The following is a 17,270-nucleotide window of genomic DNA, read 5'->3' as shown; positions in this document are numbered from 1 at the left end:
AATGGTTTATTTATGGTAGGATTTGTAACTGATATAGGAAACGTTAGAGAAATCAATGAAGATTATGCAAATTATTATCTCGGAGAAGGTTACAAGTTATATGTGGTCGCTGATGGAATGGGTGGACATAATGCGGGTGAAGTAGCAAGTAAAATGGCAGTAGATGGTATGATAAGCTTTATTAAGGATAATTATAAAAAAATTAATGATAATGAAATTCTTATAGAAGCAGTGGCAGAAGTAAACTACAAAATATATAAACACTCATTAGAAGCTAATAATCTATCTGGAATGGGAACAACTATAGCAGCAGCATTTGCAACAGAGAAGGTTATAAGAGTTGTGAATGTAGGGGATAGTGTTTGCTACGGAATAGAGAGAGATGCTATAGACAAAATAACTAAAGATCACTCCCTTGTACAAGAGTTGTTAGATACTGGAAGTATAAGTGTTGAGGAAGCAAGAAATCATCCAAGAAAAAATATAATAACAAGAGCGGTGGGGACAAACATAAGAGTTGAAGTAGATCAGTTTACAGTCCCAAGAAATATTTATGATTATTTTGTACTATGTACAGATGGATTAAGCAATGAAGTTAGTGAAGAGGAAATTTTTAATGAAATTAGATGGTCTAATGATTTAAAAGAATCTAGCAAAAGGCTTGTTGATATGGCTAAAGATGCTGGGGGGAAAGATAATATAACAGTTCTTGTTTTTGGAGGAGAGAAGTAGTATGGAAGAGAGAATATTAGGAGAAAGATACAAACTACTTGGAAAAGTAGGTGAAGGTGGTATGGCTGTTGTCTATAAGGCAATGGACCAAAAACTTAATAGACCTGTGGCACTTAAAATACTGAAAGAAAACTTTAAAGAAAATGATGCTATTATAAAAAAGTTTAAGGCTGAAGCAATGGCAGCAGCTAATCTTTCTAACCCTAACATAGTTAGTGTACTAGATGTTGGTAGACAGGATGGGATAAATTATATTGTAATGGAGTATGTTGAGGGAAAGACTTTAAAAGATATTATTGTTGAAAAAGATAGACTTCCAGTAGATGTTGCAATAAGAGTAGCTATAAAGGTAAGTACAGCACTGGAATGTGCTCATAAAAACAATATAGTTCATAGGGATATAAAACCTCATAATATATTAGTAACAGCAGATGGAACTGTTAAAGTAGCTGACTTTGGAATTGCCAAGTCAATGGATTCATCAACAATGGCACATACAAATACAATCATAGGATCAGCACATTATTTTTCACCAGAACAAGCAAAAGGTGGATATATGGATTATAAAACAGATATATATTCTCTTGGGGTTGTTATGTATGAAATGCTTACTGGAAAGGTACCATTTGATGGGGATACACCAGTTACTGTAGCATTAAAACACATACAAGAAAAAGTTATATCACCAAAGGAAATAAATCCAGAAATTCCAGAGGGGCTTAATAATTTAATACTTAAGTGTTTAGAAAAAGATCCAGCGAATAGATATCAAACATCTAAAGAGGTTACAGCTGATCTTGATAAAATTAAAAATAATCGTAATGTAAAAATTAGTGGAGGTTTAACAGGTGAGGATGAGTATACAAGAATATTACCATCAGTTGATCTTGGAAAAACTACATTAATGAATAAGAATACTGACTTTGAAACAGGAACAATGGACCCTATTTCAATGAATAATTCTGATATATATGAAGATGAGGATTATGACTATGATGATGAGGAAGAAGATTATGATTATAAACAGAGAAAGTATGATGAGAGACATGTAACATCAAGTACACCTAATAAAAAAAATAATTCAAAAATGGTTCTTTGGGTAGCCATTATAGTTGTTGTTTTGGGGGGAGGATTCTTTATAGGAAGTAAAGTAATACCGAAACTTTTAGGTGAAAGTAATAATCAAACAGCAGAAGTTGTAAAAGATGTTACTCTACCTAATTTAGAAAATATATCAGCAACACAGGCAGTTCAAGAATTAACAAAGCTTGGGTTATCATATGAAGAAATAATGGAAAGTAATTCAAAATATGAAGCTGGAACAGTTTTCAAAACACAACCAGTAGCTAATCAAACTGTTAAAGAAGGTAGTGTTGTCAAAATATTTGTTAGCCAAGGTGCAAAGCAAATATCAATTCCCAATGTAGCAGGAATGACTCTTGCCTCAGCAAAAGAAACTCTTGAATCTTTAGGCTTACAAATAGGAACAGTGAGTGAAAACTATAGTGATGATATAACTAAAGGCCAAGTAATAGGAACAAATCCAGGACATGGTATAACTATATCTGAAGGAACCACTGTAAATATTACTGTAAGCAAAGGTGCAGAAGTTAAAATGGTTCAGATTCCAAATGTTGAAGGGAAATCAGTTAAAGATGCTACAGCGGCACTTGAAGGCGCAGGCTTAAAAGTAACTGTAAAAGAAGGCTTAGAAGCACCAGAGACTGAGAAAAATGGAGTAGTATATGAGCAGAATCCTACAGGCTATAAAGTTGAAGAAGGCACTGGGGTAACAATCACATACTATGCAAATACAAAGGAAGAACCAGTAGATCCAAGTAAACCGGATCCAGAGAAGCCGGTAGATCCAGAGAAGCCGGTAGAACCAGAGAAGCCGGTAGAACCAGATTCAACTACAGTTGCGGTTGGAAATCTTATAGGTCAACAAGGAAGTGCCGTTAAAGCAAATCTTGAAGGGCAAGGATTAAAAGTAACTGTTGCAACTGGAAGTGCGGCACCAAGTGCTCCAGAAGTAGGAAATGTATATATACAAAGTTGGAGAGATGGAAGCAATGTTCCAAAAGGACAATATATAAATGTGACAATATATGGACCAGTAGCAAGAGCACAAGAGGCTCCTAAAGTGGAGCAGATAGCTACTACGAATTTAAAAACACCACCAAAGAAGGCAGACCAAGCACCTAAATCAAATTTAAGTGTAGTTGTAACGCCTAAAAGTGTAGCTGGAGATAAGACAGATAAAGCTAAATCAGTATAAACTTTTTTATAAAGTTAAGAAATCCGAGATTAAATTCTCGGATTTCTTGCATTATAGGGAGAGTTTTGTTTATTATAAGAGTAGAAACTTAAAAACTAATCAGATATAGAACAAAAGAAATGGAGGAATTATGGAAGGAAGAATAATAAAAGGTATAGGTGGGTTTTATTATGTTAAAACTACTGACGGAATTATAGAGTGTAAAGCAAGAGGGAAATTTAGACACAAAGGTATGAAACCTATGGTTGGGGATCTAGTCGATATAGAAGTTGATAATGGAAAAGGTGTAATAGAAGATATACATGAGCGTAGCTGTGAACTCATTAGACCAACTGTTTCAAATGTAACTAGAGCATTTGTTGTATTTGCACTTAAGAGTCCAGATATACAATTTGATTTATTAAATAGATTTTTAGTCCTTTGTGAGCATAATGATATTGAGGCTATAGTATGTCTTAATAAAGAAGATTTATGTACAGATGAAGAAAAAGAAAAAATAGCAAATGATATAAAAGCAATAGGATATGAAGTTTTATTTATAAATGCAAAAGAACAAAATGGATTAGAAGAACTTAAAAAAATGATACAAGGTCATATAACAGTACTTTGTGGACCATCAGGAGCTGGAAAATCTACATTGTCAAATGCACTTATTGATAGAGAGCATATGCCAACAGGTGAACTAAGTTTGAAAATAGGAAGAGGTAAGCATACTACAAGACATAGTGAACTTATAGAAATAGAAGATGGTTTCCTTGTTGATACTCCAGGGTTTTCAACTGTTGATTTAAGCTTTATGGATAAAGAAGATTTAAAGTATTGCTTCCCAGAGTTTACAAAATATCAAGATGGATGTAAGTACAGAGGGTGCAATCATTATAAAGAACCTCATTGTGCAATTAAAGAAAAGCTTGAAGAGGGAAAAATAGATAAATTAAGATATGATTTTTATATAAAAAGATTAGAAGAAATATTAAATGGGAGAGTGAGATAAATGGTAAAAATAGCACCATCAATATTATCAGCAGATTTTAGAATTTTAGGTGATCAGGTTAAAAGAGTAGAAAATGCAGGAGCAGAGTTTTTACATATAGATGTTATGGATGGAAGATTTGTTCCTAACATAAGTTTTGGATTCCCAGTTATGAATGCGCTTAGAAATGATTGTAAAATGGTATTTGATGTCCATCTTATGATAGAAGAACCATCAAAGTATATAGAAGATTTTGCAAAAGCAGGAGCAGATATATTAACAATACATTATGAAGCAGAAAGACATCTTGATAGAGCTATAAGTTATATTCAAAGCAAAGGGATGAAGGCAGGAGTTTCATTAAACCCTGCAACTCCAGTGGATGTTTTAAAATATGTAATTGGAAAACTTGATATGGTTCTGATTATGTCTGTTAATCCAGGTTTTGGTGGTCAAAGCTTTATAGAATATTCTTTAGATAAGATTAAAGAAGTTAAAAAAATGGCTATTGAAGCAGGTAACCAGAACATATTAATTCAAGTTGATGGTGGAGTAGGAGCAAGTAATATTAAATCAGTTGTAGATGCTGGAGCAAATGTTATAGTTGCAGGGTCAGCTGTATTTAAAGGTGATAAAATAGAAGAAAATATAAAAGATTTAAGAGCTAGTCTGTAGTTATGAAAATACTCATGGTAGCAGCTGGGGAGAAACCTAGAAAAGATATTTTAAATGAATATTTAAATTATTGTGATGTTACAATAGCTATAGATAAAGGTACCGAAATCTTTTTAGAAAATGGAATTTCACCAGATTATGCTGTTGGAGATTTTGATTCTATAAGTGAAAAGTTTAAAGTAAAACTAAAAGATATAAATAATTTTGTATATCCAAGTGAAAAAGATTTTACCGATTCAGATATAGCAGTAAACTTAGCATTTAAATTAAAGGCTACAGAAATAGTTATGCTAGGAATGACTGGGGGGAGAATAGATCACTTATTTGGAAATATAGGTCTTTTAAATAAATGTTTAAAAAATGGTGTATCTGCTTACATTGTAGATGGAAATAATAAAGTATTTTTAAAAGATAAAAGTTTTAATCTTCAAGGGAAATATGGAGATATAGTTTCATTTTATGCATTTTCAGGTGATGTAGAAAACTTGAAAATAGAAAATGCAAAATATCCATTGGATAATTATTTGCTAGAACCATTTGAAAGTTTATGTAATTCTAATGAATTTTTAGATGGAGATATAGAAGTTTCATTTGATACTGGAAAGTTATTAGTTATATATTCAAAAGAATAGGAACATTTTCACTACTTGTTGCATAATATATAATAAGTTTAATTATAGTAGGTGATGAGTAAGTGAAGATTACAGTAATAAAATTACCAAGATTCTTAGGTAAGATAATAAAAAAAGTGTTCAAAAATAATTAATATGGATACATATTAAAAGGCTAGCAGTTAAAATTATAACTGCTAGCCTTATTTTTTTGTCTTTAAAACAAAAAAATGCAATTGCTTTCACAATTGCATTTTTATCAAAGAACTATACTGCTCTTTGAACCTTACCAGATCTCATACATCTAGTACAAACTGTTATTGTCTTAGGTGTACCCTTAACGATAGCTTTTATTTTCTTAACGTTAGGAGCCCAAGTTCTTTTTGATTGTCTGTGTGAGTGACTGTATTGAGTACCTGCCACAACACCTTTAGCACATATATCGCACTTTCTTGCCATGATAAAACACCTCCTTTACATGAAGATAAATCTCCAATAGGACAAATACTATTTTAGCATAAATATATTAAATGTTGCAAGTAAAATATAAAATTATTAAAAAAAACTTGTATTCTTCTATAATATAGGTAAACTTAATAATAAATAATAAATCTTGAATAATATAAGTATTTATTATAATATATATTATATGGAATGGAATAGTTGAGGAGGTGTCATCATGATTGGATATTCAAATGAGCAAGGGCAAGTAGCCTATGCAGATGATGTATTATCAAAAATAATAGGTTTATCAACAATGGAATGTTATGGAGTTGTTGGGATGGTTTCAAAAAGTGCCACAGAGGGACTTTGGGAATTAATGAAAATAGAGAACCTTTCAAAAGGTGTAAAAATAACGCATAAAGATGATAAACTAGCTATAGAACTTTTTATAATGGTTGAATATGGCACAAAAATATCAGTGATTGCAAATAATATAATTCAAAAAGTAAAATATAATGTAGAAAATTATACTGGCTTAAAGGTATCAGCTATAACAGTAAATGTTCAGGCGGTCAGAGTCTAGGAGGTAAATCATAATGAAATATAATAAAATAAGTGGGGAACAATTTTACGCTATGGTGCAAAATGCATCAAATAGTTTAGAATCACAGAGCGAATATGTTAACTCACTAAATGTATTCCCAGTACCAGATGGGGATACAGGAACAAATATGTCAATGACATTTAAGGCAGCAGCTAAAGAAATAGCAGCTAATAGAAATGGTAGTATTGCAGATGTTTCAAAAAAACTTGCTAAGGGTGCACTTATGGGCGCAAGAGGTAATTCAGGAGTTATTCTTTCACAAATCTTAAGAGGAATGTCTAATGGGTTTGAGGGGGTTGAAGAGGCTGGAGTTACTGATTTTGTTAGAGCATTAGAAGAAGGTGCTAAATCAGCTTATAAAGCTGTTATGAGACCGACAGAAGGTACTATACTTACAATTATAAGAGCTGCAGGTGAAATAGCTGGAGTTACAACTACAACTGATGTAAAATCATTACTTGTTGAAGTGACAAGAGAGTGTAAAATAGTGCTTGATAAAACACCAGAAATGCTTCCAGCACTTAAAAAAGCAGGTGTGGTAGATTCAGGTGGAATGGGTCTTTTAATAATATTAGAAGGTATGCTTGAAGCTTTAAGAAATAATCTTAAAGTTGAAGAGGTAGCACTTGTTAGTGTTAATGGAGGTCCAGCTGCAAGCTTAGCTCAAGAATCAATTAGTGAGGATGATATAAAATTCGCATATTGTACTGAGTTTATAATTCTTGGAGATGATAAAAAAGCAGAAGCTTTTAAAGCTAGCATTGAAGCACTTGGTGATTCAATGATAGTTGTTGGATATGAGGATGTTATAAAGACTCATATACACACAAATGACCCAGGAAGAGTTTTATCAATGGCGGTTCAAATAGGTGAGTTATCTAATATAAAAATAGATAATATGAAAGAAGAACACAGAGAAATTCTTGGTATGACAGGTGCTTCTACAATAGCAGTAGCTAAAGTAGAAGAAGTTGCAGAAGCGAAAGAGTTTGGTTTTGTGTCTGTTGCTATGGGATCAGGAATGACTGATATATTTAGAGACCTTGGTGTTGACTACATAATAGAAGGTGGTCAAACTATGAATCCAAGTACTCAGGATATAGTTGATGCTATTGAAAAGATAAATGCAGAGCATATATTTATACTTCCAAATAACAAGAATATTATAATGGCTGCAAATCAAGCAGCTGAAATTTCAGATAAAGATATAAGAGTTATACCAACAACTACAGTTCCTCAGGGAATTACAGGTATAACAATGTTTAATCCACATGCTGATGTAGATGCAAATGAAAAAGCTTTAAAAGAAGCTATGTCAAATGTTAAGTCAGCGTCAGTTACTTACGCAGTAAGGGATACTGAAATGGATGGAATAGAGATTAAAGAAGGAAATATTCTTGGTCTTATCGAAGGTAAGATTAAAGAAGTTGGAGATTCAGCTTATGGTGTTGCAAGTACATTAATTGATAACATGACAGATGAAGATTCAGAACTTATTACAATATTCTATGGAAAAGATTGTGATGAGGCTAAAGTAGAAGAGTTAGTTGCTACTTTAGAAGAAAAATATGAAGATTTCGATATACAATGTTATAAAGGAAATCAACCATTATACTACTTCATAATAGCAGTAGAATAAAAAGAAGCGACTTATGTCGCTTCTTTTTTTATAGAAAAGGAGAAATAAGAATGAATATTTATAACGAGATATCAACTATAAAAGGAGTAGGACCAAAGCTACAGGAGAAATTAAATAGATGTGGGATATTTACAATATTAGATTTATTATTATATTTTCCAAGAGATTATGACTTTGTAAATAGTGAACTTGATTTGAATACTGATTTTGAAAAGGAAAAGGCAGTGCTTTTATGTAAAATGATAGCTTGTGAGGGGACCATAAGAACTAGAACGGGTAAAAGGCTTACTAGTATTCAATTTATGCATGGTGGAATAAAAGTTGCAGCTAAGTGGTTTAATCAGCCATATGTAATAAAAAGTTTTGCTGTAGGGGAAGACTACAATCTTATGGGGACTTTTAAGAAAAAAGGTAATAGGATGGAAATTATGAATCCTATTATTGCTTGTGTTGAGGCTAAAAAGAGTGAGATAATTCCAATCTATCCTTTAAAGGGAGATTTGAATAATAAGGTTTTAGTAAAACTTATAAATAATATTCTTGCAGAAATTTTTATAAATGATAATTTGCCAGATTATATGATAGAGAAGTATAAGTTATGTTCACTTGATAAAGCTATTAGAAATATACATTTCCCATTAGATAGACAAAGTCTTAGTGATTCTATCACAAGACTTAAATATCAAGAATTATTTACATACTCTATGAAGATTATAATGATGAGAAAGCATATAAAAGAAAAGTCTAATGGGATTGTGTTTAAAATGTCAGAAGAACTTTTAAGATTTAAGGAAAGTTTACCATTTCCACTTACAGGTGCACAATCAAGAACGGTTAGAGAAATTTTACTTGATCAAAAAAGTATTGTGCCTATGAATAGACTTGTGCAAGGTGATGTTGGAAGTGGGAAAACTTTAGTTGCATTAATAGCACTCTTTAATGCGTATAAGAATGGATATCAGACTGCTCTTATGGCACCAACAGAAATACTAGCACTACAACATAAAAAGGAAGCAGAGAAGTTTTTAGGGCCTTTTGGAGTAGAGATAGAGCTTTTAACAGGAAGTACAAAGGCAAAAGAAAAGTTAAGGATAAAAGAGAGAATAAAATCAGGTGAACCTCTTCTTGTTATAGGAACTCATGCACTTATACAGGAAGATGTGGAATTTACTAATATGGGGTTTGTGGTAACTGATGAACAACATAGGTTTGGAGTTGAGCAAAGAAGCAAACTTGTTAATAAAAATAAAATGGCAGATACCCTAGTTATGACAGCAACACCCATTCCTAGAACATTATCTCTTTATTTATATTCAGATTTAGATATATCTATAATTGATGAGATGCCACCAGGAAGAAAACCTATAGATACAATACTTATAGATACAAAGCAAAGACAAAAAGCTTATAAATTTGCATATGAGCAGGTAGCACAAGGTAGACAGGTGTATATAGTTTCACCACTTATAGAAGAAAATGAAAAATTAGAGCTTAATTCAGTAGAACAGGTTTATGATGAACTTAAGTCTGATATTTTTGCAAATGTAGATATAGAGATTTTACATGGAAAAATGAAGCCTAAAGAAAAAGAAGATGTTATTAATAGATTCAAAGCTAATGAAACTAAACTTATTGTATCAACAACTGTAATAGAGGTTGGGGTAAATGTTCCTAATGCAACGGTTATGATGATAGAAAATGCTGAAAGATTTGGACTTGCACAGCTCCATCAATTAAGAGGTAGGGTTGGTAGAGGTGAACATAAGTCATATTGTGTTCTAGTAGCTAATACAAAAAGCGAAATGACTAAGAGAAGAATGGAAATTATGACAGAAAGTAATGATGGTTTTTATATATCAGAAGAAGATTTAAAACTTAGGGGTGCTGGTGAAATGTTTGGAATGAGACAGCATGGGGATGAAGAGTTTATACTTTCAGATATAGCACTTGATATAAAAATCTTAAAGTGTGCAAATGCAGAAGCAAAGAAGATTGTGTCAGAAGATAGTCCGGTTAATAGAAAAATATGTGATGAGGTATCAAAAAATCTCGAAAGAAGTAGAACTTATATATGTTTTAACTAAGTTTAAATTGTATGAGTATATACAATTATGGTAAAATGTAATTTAATGATAAAAACTAAGGAGGCAATCAAATGAGAATAATTTCTGGTAAAGCAAGAGGTAGAAATATACTTTCACCTGCAACAATGGAAACAAGACCAACACTTGATAGAATAAAAGAAGCAATATTTAATATAATACAAGGGTATATTCCAGATGCAGTTGTAGTTGATGTATTTGCAGGGACGGGAAGCTTAGGGTTAGAAGCAGCAAGTAGAGGGGCTAAAGAATGTTATTTAGTAGATAAAAGTCCAATTACATATCCTCTTTTAAAGAAGAATATAGAAAACTTAAAATTTGAAGATACATGTACATCATTAAATATGGATGCATATGTGGCATTAAAATCATTAAATGCAAAAGGAAAAGTATTTGATTTAGTATTTATTGACCCACCATATTTAATGGACTTAATTCCTGAGGCTATGAAAATTATTGATGAGAATAATATGTTACATGAAGATGGAATTATAGTAAGTAAGATAGATGCAACTGAAGATATATATGAAGGTTCAGAGCATATAAGATTATTTAGAAGTAAAAAATATGGGAATACAATAGTTAATTTATATAAAATAGAAAACTAGGAGGTTTAATTTAAAATGAGGGAAGCTATTTATCCAGGGAGCTTTGATCCAGTTACAAATGGACATCTTGATATAATATTTCGAGGTGCAAAAATATTTGATAAAGTAACTGTAGCTATTCTTGTTAATGTAGATAAAAAAGGGTTATTTACAGTTGATGAGAGGGTTTGCATGTTAAAGGAAGTAACAAAAGATTACGATAATATAGAGGTGATAAGCTTTTTGGGGTTACTAGTAGAACTTGTTAAAATTAAAGGTAATCCGGTTATTTTAAAAGGCCTTAGAAATTCTACTGATTTTGAGTATGAGATGCAAATGGATTTGCTTAATAAAATGTTAGATGAATCTGCAGAGACTATGTATCTTGTATCAAATTCAAACTATGCACAGGTAAGCTCATCAGCAGTAAAACAAATTATGAAGTTTAATGGAAATATAAATAAAATGGTTCCTAAAGTTGTTGAAGAAAAAATGTTAAATAAAATGGGTATGGTTTAAGGGGGAATAAAGATGAGGAATGAAGACTTAGAAAGATTTGAAACTCTAGAATTAGTAGAAATAGTTTATCAAATGGTTGAGAGAGGTACAAAAGTACCTATATCAGGAAAAGTTATGGTTGATAAAAAAGAGCTTCTAGATAGACTTGATGAAATAATTAATATGTATCCTGATGAAGTTAAGAAGGCAAAATGGGTAATTGAAAATAAAAATAATATGCTAAAAGAAGCAGAAGTTAGACTTAATAGTGCTAAAAGAGAAAGTATGGATATTATTGAAAATCAAATACAAAACCATGATATTGTAAGAGATGCTAATAAAAGAGCTGAGGTTATAAAAGCTAAGGCAAATGAAGAGGCAAGACAAATAAGAATATATGCTAGAGAGTATGCAAATGATGTTTTAGGTGCGTTAGAGAATCAGATTGAAAATATGACTTCAACACTTTTAGAACATATGAAAACTGATATGGAAGATTTTGCAGAGAAGTTTACAAGTGATATGAAGGCTACAACACAAATTATAAAAGAAAATGCAAAGGAGCTAGAAGCTCCATTAGTTTAATATGATTTGTTTTTTAGATTTAAAATAAATAAAAATATAAAACTTATGAGAATAAGTATAAGTGATGGCATTAGGAAATTGTAGTTATTATTAGTAATAGATGCAAAAGTACTGATGCTATTTTTATTTAGAAAGCAAATAAATGCCATAATAGAGGCAGCAATAGTTCCTTGTAAAAATTTTAATATAAAATATTTTTTGAAAGAAATTTTATGCTTAGAGAAAAATGAGTATGTTTGTGCAATGATTGATAGACCACCAAAAGAGGCTAAAAAAGATATAATACATAACTTCATTTCGATAGAAAGAGTACTTTCACTCACTATTTTACATCCGTTTGTAAGTTCAACACTTCCAAGAAGTAAACTTTCAATAATTTCTTTAGGTATACCTAAAATAGAAGAGGTGCTAGATATAAATAATGAAACTATATAAGAGTTTTTAAGGATATTAATTAGCACAGAGAAAATAATTATGTAACCAGCAAGAACAAGTAAGGTTAAGGATGCATCTTCTATTGACTTTCTTATGGACTCACCAAGATCTATATTTAAATTTGAAGGCTTAGAAAGTATTAGATGACTTTCTTTAGTCTTTTTTTTAGTTAGTATGCCTATTATTATTGTTGAAAGGTATGATGGAATTAATAATAGATAGCCAAGTGATGTATTTGATAACATAGTGGTTCCAACAGAGGCTATTAAAAAGAGTGGACCTATATTACTAGCAATATTGATTATTCTAGAAAATTCGTTGAAATTAATCTCTTTATTAGTATAGAGTTTTTCAGAATATTTAGCACCAAGAGGATATCCAGATAAATAGCTTGTTATTATTGGAAAAGTACAGTTTTTATTAAGAGATAGTGGTTTACATAAGAATGGACCAAGTAGTTTTGAATAAAGCGAAATGCCATCTATATATAATAAAAAATTGCAAATAACCATAAAGGGGAACATTACAGGAAATATAGAGGTTAAAAAAATTTTACCACCAGATATAGAGGAAGAAATAACAAGTTCGGGTTTTAATAAAAAATATAATATCAAAAGACTAAGTGCGATAGATAAAAGTGTATTGAATTTAGGTTTTAAGAGTTTTAGTAAAAGAAAAAATAGTAAACTGCTTAAAATAATAAGAAAAAAAATACTATACATGCTAGAAAACCTCCTTTAGCGTATATAGTATTTATATTAATGTAGGTTACATATTATAATTAAATTTTTAATCTTTTTTTATTATAGGGCTTAAAAGGTAGTCGCTTGACTCTTTTAGACTAGGATTTAAAAGTGAATATAAATTAGTTGCCTTTACATCAAGAGCTAAAAGTGGATTAGAAATTTTTCTAGGAACTTTTGTTATTATTTCGATATCTGAAGTATCTTTAATTTTTTTTAAAACTTTCCCACCTTTTTTATTTAAAGCAAGAACTCTAATATAATTTGGTCTTTCTTTTAACATATCATATAAAACTTTATCAATGCCGAGAAATACATGACATAAAATTCTTGAAATTCTAGTATGAGTATATCTCTTACTTTTACATCTATTAAGTAAATCTTCATAATTTTCTGCTTGTTTGATTTCATTAAGTATTTTATTATCTAAACCTTCACTTGCATCAGGTATTTGGGTGATAATTGAAGGGTATAACATTAGTTGGTATCTAATATAATTAAACATAGATGAAGGATTAGTAAAGTTATTTTTAGTATTTAGTATATTAAAAGTAGAAATTGGCAAGAATTCTTTAATGGAATTTAAATTTTGGGTAGAAAGAATACTAGTTCGAATAGCAGTTGCAGAAGCAAATGAGTTTTCTCTAGTTTTAATATCATTATAATTTGAACCTTCTCTTTTTAAAGTTAAAGGTTTAATTTTACTATTAAGGCGTAAAATATTTTTACAGTACTCAATACCTAAAATATTATTAGAACTATTTAAAAAGGTTTCAAGATTTGAGATATCAATATTAGCATTAGAATATTTGCGTATGTATGTATCTAAGCTTTTAGCTCTAGCTTTAGGAAAAGGTAAACCAAGAGATAAAGAATCTTTTAGTGAGTTTTTAAATTCTAAAGGCTCAAAGGCTAAAATTTTAGCTACTAACATGATAAGTTCTACACTACCAGCTTCTGAACCAAAATAGATATTATCGACAACGTTAATGCTATCAAGAAGTGAAATTGCTCCAAAAGCAAAATGTTCAGCAGAGGATACTGCATATAATGTTGGAAGTTCGATAACTAAATCAACACCAGAGTCAATAGCCATTTGTGCCCTTGACCATTTATCAGTTATAGCAGGAATTCCACGTTGAACAAAATTACCACTCATAATGCAAATAACAGCATCAGATTTAGTATCATTTTTGCAGTTGTTTAGATGGAATTTATGTCCTGAATGAAAAGGATTATATTCAGTTATTATGCCACTTATTTTCATTTTTCATCACCTTTTTATATTAATAAACAATTAATTTTTTTCTTATAACATTACTACAAATAAGCAATAAAGTCAAAGTAGCAAAAAGTAAAAATTTTCAGATTATTTTTAATTTACTTTTTATTATAATATCAGAAAAATTTGTGATATTATGAAGTTACAATATCTGAGGGACAGAAAAAGATAGAAGTTTAACGAATAGTTTCTATTTATGGAAGGGGAAATAAAAATGCAACTTATGAAGCAAATTTGGGATGCAGCAAAAGCTAATAAAAAGAGGATAGTATTACCAGAAGGTGATGAGGAGAGAACTCTTATAGCATCTCAAAAAATTACAGAAGAACAGCTAGCAAAGGTAATATTAGTAGGTAATGAAGATGTTATTAGAGAAAAGGCAAAGAAATTAAAAGTTAATTTAGATGGGGTAGAGGTAATGGACCCAAATAAATCAGATAGATTAGAATTTTATGTGAAAGAATTTTATGAATTAAGAAAAAGTAAAGGTATGACAATAGAAAAATCAGATATGATTGTAAGAGACCCTTTATACTTTGCTACAATGATGGTGAAAGTAGATGAGGCGGATGGGCTTGTGTCTGGTGCAATTCATACAACAGGAGATTTACTAAGACCAGGGCTTCAGATAATAAAGACAGCACCTGGAGTTTCAGTAGTTTCAAGTTTCTTTATAATGATGGTACCTAATTCAAAGTATGGTGAAGAAGGAATGTTATTATTTGCAGATTGTGCAGTAAATCCAAATCCAACAGCAGAACAATTAGCCTCAATAGCAATAGCAACTGCTGATACTGCAAGAACTTTATGCAAGGTTGAACCTAAAGTTGCAATGTTATCATTTTCAACAATGGGAAGTGCAGACCATGAATCAGTTTCAAAAGTAAGAGAAGCAACAGAAATAGCAAAAAAATTAAGACCAGATCTTGACATAGATGGAGAATTACAACTAGATGCAGCAATAGTTTCTACAGTAGCAGAGCAAAAAGCACCAAATAGTAAAGTAGCAGGAAAAGCAAATGTTTTAGTATTCCCAGATTTACAATCAGGAAATATAGGTTATAAATTAGTTCAAAGATTTGCTAATGCAGATGCAATAGGACCAGTTTGTCAAGGGTTTGCAAAGCCTATAAATGATTTGTCAAGAGGTTGTAGTTCAGATGATATAGTAAATGTTGTTGCACTAACAGCAGTTCAAGCACAATCACAGGATAAATAGTTTTAGTAAGAGACTATTAGTAACTAATTGAGAATTTAGGAGGAATATTAATGAATATATTAGTAGTAAATTGTGGGAGTTCATCATTAAAATATCAATTAATAAATATGGTTAATGAGGATGTTTTAGCTTCAGGTTTAGTTGAAAGAATAGGGACTGAGGGGTCAATATTAATTCAAAAGGTAGAGGGGAAAGAAAAGTATATTATAGAAAAAGAAATGAGTAATCACAAAGAGGCAATAAAACTTGTAATAGCTTCTTTAATTGATACAGACCAAGGTGTAATAAATTCATTAGATGAAATAAATGCAGTAGGTCATAGAGTTGTTCATGGAGGGGAAAAGTATGCACAGTCAGTTCTAATAAATGATGAAGTAATGAAAGATTTAGAGGACTTTGCAAAACTTGCACCACTTCATAATCCACCTAATATAATTGGTATAGAAGCATGTAAGGCATTAATGCCTGATGTAGCTATGTCAGTAGTCTTTGATACAGCATTCCATCAGACAATGCCAGAGAAGGCTTTTGTATATGCACTACCATATGAATTATATAAAGAACATAATATAAGAAAATATGGATTTCATGGTACATCGCACAAATATGTTTCAGCAAAAGCAGCAGAAGTTCTAGGTAAAGATATTAAAGAACTTAAAATAGTAACATGTCATTTAGGAAATGGGGCTAGTATAGCTGCAGTAGATAGAGGGATATGTGTTGAGACAACAATGGGCTTTACACCACTTGAAGGTTTAGTTATGGGGACAAGATGCGGAAGTATAGACCCTGCAATAGTAACATATCTTACAAGTGAACTTGGATATAGTACGAATGAAGTAAATAATATATTAAATAAAAAATCAGGTGTTTTAGGTGTTTCAGGAATAAGTAGCGACTTTAGAGATATTCGAGCAGCTGCTGAAAATGGAAATCATAGAGCTCAATTAGCTTTAGATATATTCTATTATAAAATAAAGCAATTTATAGCAACTTCAGCAGTAGCTATGAGAGGTATGGATGTTCTAGTATTTACAGCTGGTGTAGGTGAAAATTCAACAGAGGCTAGAACTGGAATTTGTGATGGATTAGAATTCTTAGGAATTACCATAGATGAAGAGAAGAATGCGGTAAGAGGGGAATTAATTGAGATTACAGGTACTGATAAGAGAGTAAAAGTCCTTGCTATTCCAACAAATGAAGAAGTTATGATAGCTAGAGATACTTTAGAACTTGTTAAATAAATAATTTCAAAATAACTTGACTTTTAAAAGCTAAGTTTATATAATAATACTTGTGTTATTTACACATTACTATACAGGTTTAGGAGTGTGAGAGGTACTAAGGTACCGAATCTTATGGAATTAAAATTTTCAGACGAAAGTCAAAAAAAAGAAATAAGTAAAGCTATAGATCTTGTAGTAAAAAAAGATACTATAATTCTTCCAGGTGAAGATGTTAAAGTATTACAAGCTATAGAGTTCAATGGTAAAGCTAAGATTGTTGAAGATGTGATTGCTTTAGAGGGATCTATTAAAACAAAATTAGAACTAGAGTGCTCAAGATGCTTAGGAAGTTTTTGTATAGATGTCGATACTGATATTCAAGAAAAATTTTCGAATAATGTAAAAGAAGATGAATCTATTGCTTTTATTGAAGGGGACATCTTAGATGTTTCAGAGGCAATAGTAAGCAACGTAATTTCAACCTTACCTATAAAAAGAATTTGTGATGAACAATGCAAAGGCTTATGTCAAGGATGTGGTACTGATTTGAACCTACATAAGTGCCACTGTGATAATCCAAATCTAGATATTAGATTTGATAAGCTTAAAGAATTGTTTAAACAATAAGGAGGTGTAA

17 protein-coding genes are annotated in these 17,270 nt (G+C 30.9%); 14 read left to right on the top strand and 3 right to left on the bottom strand.

What is annotated here, in order from left to right:
* Nucleotides 1-12 precede the first annotated feature (12 nt).
* The 5 genes from Q0V24_RS05710 (at nucleotide 13) to Q0V24_RS05690 (ending at nucleotide 5,290) form a co-directional block, all read left to right on the top strand.
* Nucleotides 13-732, top strand: a complete 720-nt coding sequence (locus Q0V24_RS05710; protein ID WP_297519471.1) for a Stp1/IreP family PP2C-type Ser/Thr phosphatase — start codon at nucleotides 13-15, stop codon at nucleotides 730-732.
* A 1-nt stretch (nucleotide 733) separates the two neighbouring features.
* Complete coding sequence (pknB, locus tag Q0V24_RS05705; protein ID WP_297519469.1) at nucleotides 734-3,010, top strand: Stk1 family PASTA domain-containing Ser/Thr kinase; 2,277 nt, start codon at nucleotides 734-736, stop codon at nucleotides 3,008-3,010.
* Nucleotides 3,011-3,140: 130 nt separating this feature from the next.
* On the top strand, nucleotides 3,141-4,004 hold the full coding sequence (gene rsgA / locus Q0V24_RS05700) for a ribosome small subunit-dependent GTPase A (RefSeq protein ID WP_297519467.1): 864 nt from the start codon (nucleotides 3,141-3,143) through the stop codon (nucleotides 4,002-4,004).
* On the top strand, nucleotides 4,005-4,658 hold the full coding sequence (gene rpe, locus Q0V24_RS05695) for a ribulose-phosphate 3-epimerase (RefSeq protein WP_297519465.1): 654 nt from the start codon (nucleotides 4,005-4,007) through the stop codon (nucleotides 4,656-4,658). It begins immediately after the preceding gene.
* Nucleotides 4,659-4,660: 2 nt separating this feature from the next.
* The gene (locus Q0V24_RS05690) at nucleotides 4,661-5,290 is read left to right on the top strand and encodes a thiamine diphosphokinase (RefSeq protein ID WP_297519463.1); all 630 of its coding nucleotides are present in this window, start codon (nucleotides 4,661-4,663) and stop codon (nucleotides 5,288-5,290) included.
* 246 nt (nucleotides 5,291-5,536) lie between these two features.
* Here the strand turns inward: Q0V24_RS05690 and rpmB are convergent, their stop codons facing one another.
* The gene (gene rpmB / locus Q0V24_RS05685; protein ID WP_297519461.1) at nucleotides 5,537-5,728 is read right to left on the bottom strand and encodes a 50S ribosomal protein L28; all 192 of its coding nucleotides are present in this window, start codon (nucleotides 5,726-5,728) and stop codon (nucleotides 5,537-5,539) included.
* Nucleotides 5,729-5,948: 220 nt separating this feature from the next.
* Between rpmB and Q0V24_RS05680 the strand changes: the two genes are divergently transcribed.
* From Q0V24_RS05680 to Q0V24_RS05655, 6 genes are all read left to right on the top strand, one after another.
* Nucleotides 5,949-6,296, top strand: coding sequence for an Asp23/Gls24 family envelope stress response protein (locus Q0V24_RS05680; protein WP_297519459.1), 348 nt, complete (start codon nucleotides 5,949-5,951; stop codon nucleotides 6,294-6,296).
* A 13-nt stretch (nucleotides 6,297-6,309) separates the two neighbouring features.
* Complete coding sequence (locus tag Q0V24_RS05675) at nucleotides 6,310-7,956, top strand: DAK2 domain-containing protein (protein WP_297519457.1); 1,647 nt, start codon at nucleotides 6,310-6,312, stop codon at nucleotides 7,954-7,956.
* A gap of 50 nt (nucleotides 7,957-8,006) precedes the next feature.
* Complete coding sequence (gene recG, locus Q0V24_RS05670; protein WP_297519455.1) at nucleotides 8,007-10,040, top strand: ATP-dependent DNA helicase RecG; 2,034 nt, start codon at nucleotides 8,007-8,009, stop codon at nucleotides 10,038-10,040.
* 71 nt (nucleotides 10,041-10,111) lie between these two features.
* Nucleotides 10,112-10,666: a 16S rRNA (guanine(966)-N(2))-methyltransferase RsmD gene (gene rsmD, locus Q0V24_RS05665; RefSeq protein ID WP_297519453.1), complete on the top strand. Its 555-nt coding sequence runs from the start codon at nucleotides 10,112-10,114 to the stop codon at nucleotides 10,664-10,666.
* 15 nt (nucleotides 10,667-10,681) lie between these two features.
* The gene (coaD, locus tag Q0V24_RS05660; RefSeq protein ID WP_297519451.1) at nucleotides 10,682-11,164 is read left to right on the top strand and encodes a pantetheine-phosphate adenylyltransferase; all 483 of its coding nucleotides are present in this window, start codon (nucleotides 10,682-10,684) and stop codon (nucleotides 11,162-11,164) included.
* 12 nt (nucleotides 11,165-11,176) lie between these two features.
* Nucleotides 11,177-11,728, top strand: coding sequence for an ATPase (locus Q0V24_RS05655; protein WP_297519449.1), 552 nt, complete (start codon nucleotides 11,177-11,179; stop codon nucleotides 11,726-11,728).
* On the opposite strand, the gene ylbJ is transcribed toward Q0V24_RS05655, so the two are convergent.
* Both ylbJ and Q0V24_RS05645 read right to left on the bottom strand, forming a co-directional pair.
* Nucleotides 11,725-12,885, bottom strand: coding sequence for a sporulation integral membrane protein YlbJ (gene ylbJ / locus Q0V24_RS05650; RefSeq protein ID WP_297519447.1), 1,161 nt, complete (start codon nucleotides 12,883-12,885; stop codon nucleotides 11,725-11,727). The two genes, Q0V24_RS05655 and ylbJ, sit on opposite strands and share 4 nt — an antisense overlap.
* Before the next feature lie 67 nt (nucleotides 12,886-12,952).
* On the bottom strand, nucleotides 12,953-14,173 hold the full coding sequence (locus Q0V24_RS05645) for a nucleotidyltransferase (protein ID WP_297519445.1): 1,221 nt from the start codon (nucleotides 14,171-14,173) through the stop codon (nucleotides 12,953-12,955).
* A 229-nt stretch (nucleotides 14,174-14,402) separates the two neighbouring features.
* Here Q0V24_RS05645 and pta point away from each other — a divergent pair, with 229 nt between their 5' ends.
* The 3 genes from pta (at nucleotide 14,403) to Q0V24_RS05630 (ending at nucleotide 17,260) form a co-directional block, all read left to right on the top strand.
* A complete protein-coding gene (gene pta / locus Q0V24_RS05640; RefSeq protein ID WP_297519443.1) occupies nucleotides 14,403-15,407 on the top strand; it encodes a phosphate acetyltransferase in 1,005 nt (334 codons plus the stop codon).
* 50 nt (nucleotides 15,408-15,457) lie between these two features.
* On the top strand, nucleotides 15,458-16,651 hold the full coding sequence (locus Q0V24_RS05635; protein ID WP_297519441.1) for an acetate kinase: 1,194 nt from the start codon (nucleotides 15,458-15,460) through the stop codon (nucleotides 16,649-16,651).
* 114 nt (nucleotides 16,652-16,765) lie between these two features.
* Entirely contained in the window at nucleotides 16,766-17,260 is a 495-nt protein-coding gene (locus Q0V24_RS05630; RefSeq protein WP_297519439.1) for a DUF177 domain-containing protein, read from the top strand.
* Nucleotides 17,261-17,270 lie beyond the last annotated feature (10 nt).

The sequence above is a fragment of the uncultured Clostridium sp. genome (assembly GCF_947039605.1).
Lineage (GTDB): Bacteria > Bacillota > Clostridia > Clostridiales > Clostridiaceae > Sarcina.
This window is presented reverse-complemented; position numbering and strand designations above follow the sequence as displayed.

Bases quoted from the DNA above. Each gene is read 5' to 3' on its own strand.
- ylbJ (WP_297519447.1), bottom strand. From the start codon at position 12,885: ATGTATAGTATTTTTTTTCTTATTATTTTAAGCAGTTTACTATTTTTT.
- Q0V24_RS05680 (WP_297519459.1), top strand. From the start codon at position 5,949: ATGATTGGATATTCAAATGAGCAAGGGCAAGTAGCCTATGCAGATGAT.
- rpe (WP_297519465.1), top strand. From the start codon at position 4,005: ATGGTAAAAATAGCACCATCAATATTATCAGCAGATTTTAGAATTTTA.
- rsgA (WP_297519467.1), top strand. From the start codon at position 3,141: ATGGAAGGAAGAATAATAAAAGGTATAGGTGGGTTTTATTATGTTAAA.
- pta (WP_297519443.1), top strand. From the start codon at position 14,403: ATGCAACTTATGAAGCAAATTTGGGATGCAGCAAAAGCTAATAAAAAG.
- Q0V24_RS05690 (WP_297519463.1), top strand. From the start codon at position 4,661: ATGAAAATACTCATGGTAGCAGCTGGGGAGAAACCTAGAAAAGATATT.
- coaD (WP_297519451.1), top strand. From the start codon at position 10,682: ATGAGGGAAGCTATTTATCCAGGGAGCTTTGATCCAGTTACAAATGGA.
- recG (WP_297519455.1), top strand. From the start codon at position 8,007: ATGAATATTTATAACGAGATATCAACTATAAAAGGAGTAGGACCAAAG.
- Q0V24_RS05655 (WP_297519449.1), top strand. From the start codon at position 11,177: ATGAGGAATGAAGACTTAGAAAGATTTGAAACTCTAGAATTAGTAGAA.
- Q0V24_RS05645 (WP_297519445.1), bottom strand. From the start codon at position 14,173: ATGAAAATAAGTGGCATAATAACTGAATATAATCCTTTTCATTCAGGA.
- Q0V24_RS05630 (WP_297519439.1), top strand. From the start codon at position 16,766: ATGGAATTAAAATTTTCAGACGAAAGTCAAAAAAAAGAAATAAGTAAA.
- rsmD (WP_297519453.1), top strand. From the start codon at position 10,112: ATGAGAATAATTTCTGGTAAAGCAAGAGGTAGAAATATACTTTCACCT.
- Q0V24_RS05710 (WP_297519471.1), top strand. From the start codon at position 13: ATGGTAGGATTTGTAACTGATATAGGAAACGTTAGAGAAATCAATGAA.
- Q0V24_RS05635 (WP_297519441.1), top strand. From the start codon at position 15,458: ATGAATATATTAGTAGTAAATTGTGGGAGTTCATCATTAAAATATCAA.
- pknB (WP_297519469.1), top strand. From the start codon at position 734: ATGGAAGAGAGAATATTAGGAGAAAGATACAAACTACTTGGAAAAGTA.
- Q0V24_RS05675 (WP_297519457.1), top strand. From the start codon at position 6,310: ATGAAATATAATAAAATAAGTGGGGAACAATTTTACGCTATGGTGCAA.
- rpmB (WP_297519461.1), bottom strand. From the start codon at position 5,728: ATGGCAAGAAAGTGCGATATATGTGCTAAAGGTGTTGTGGCAGGTACT.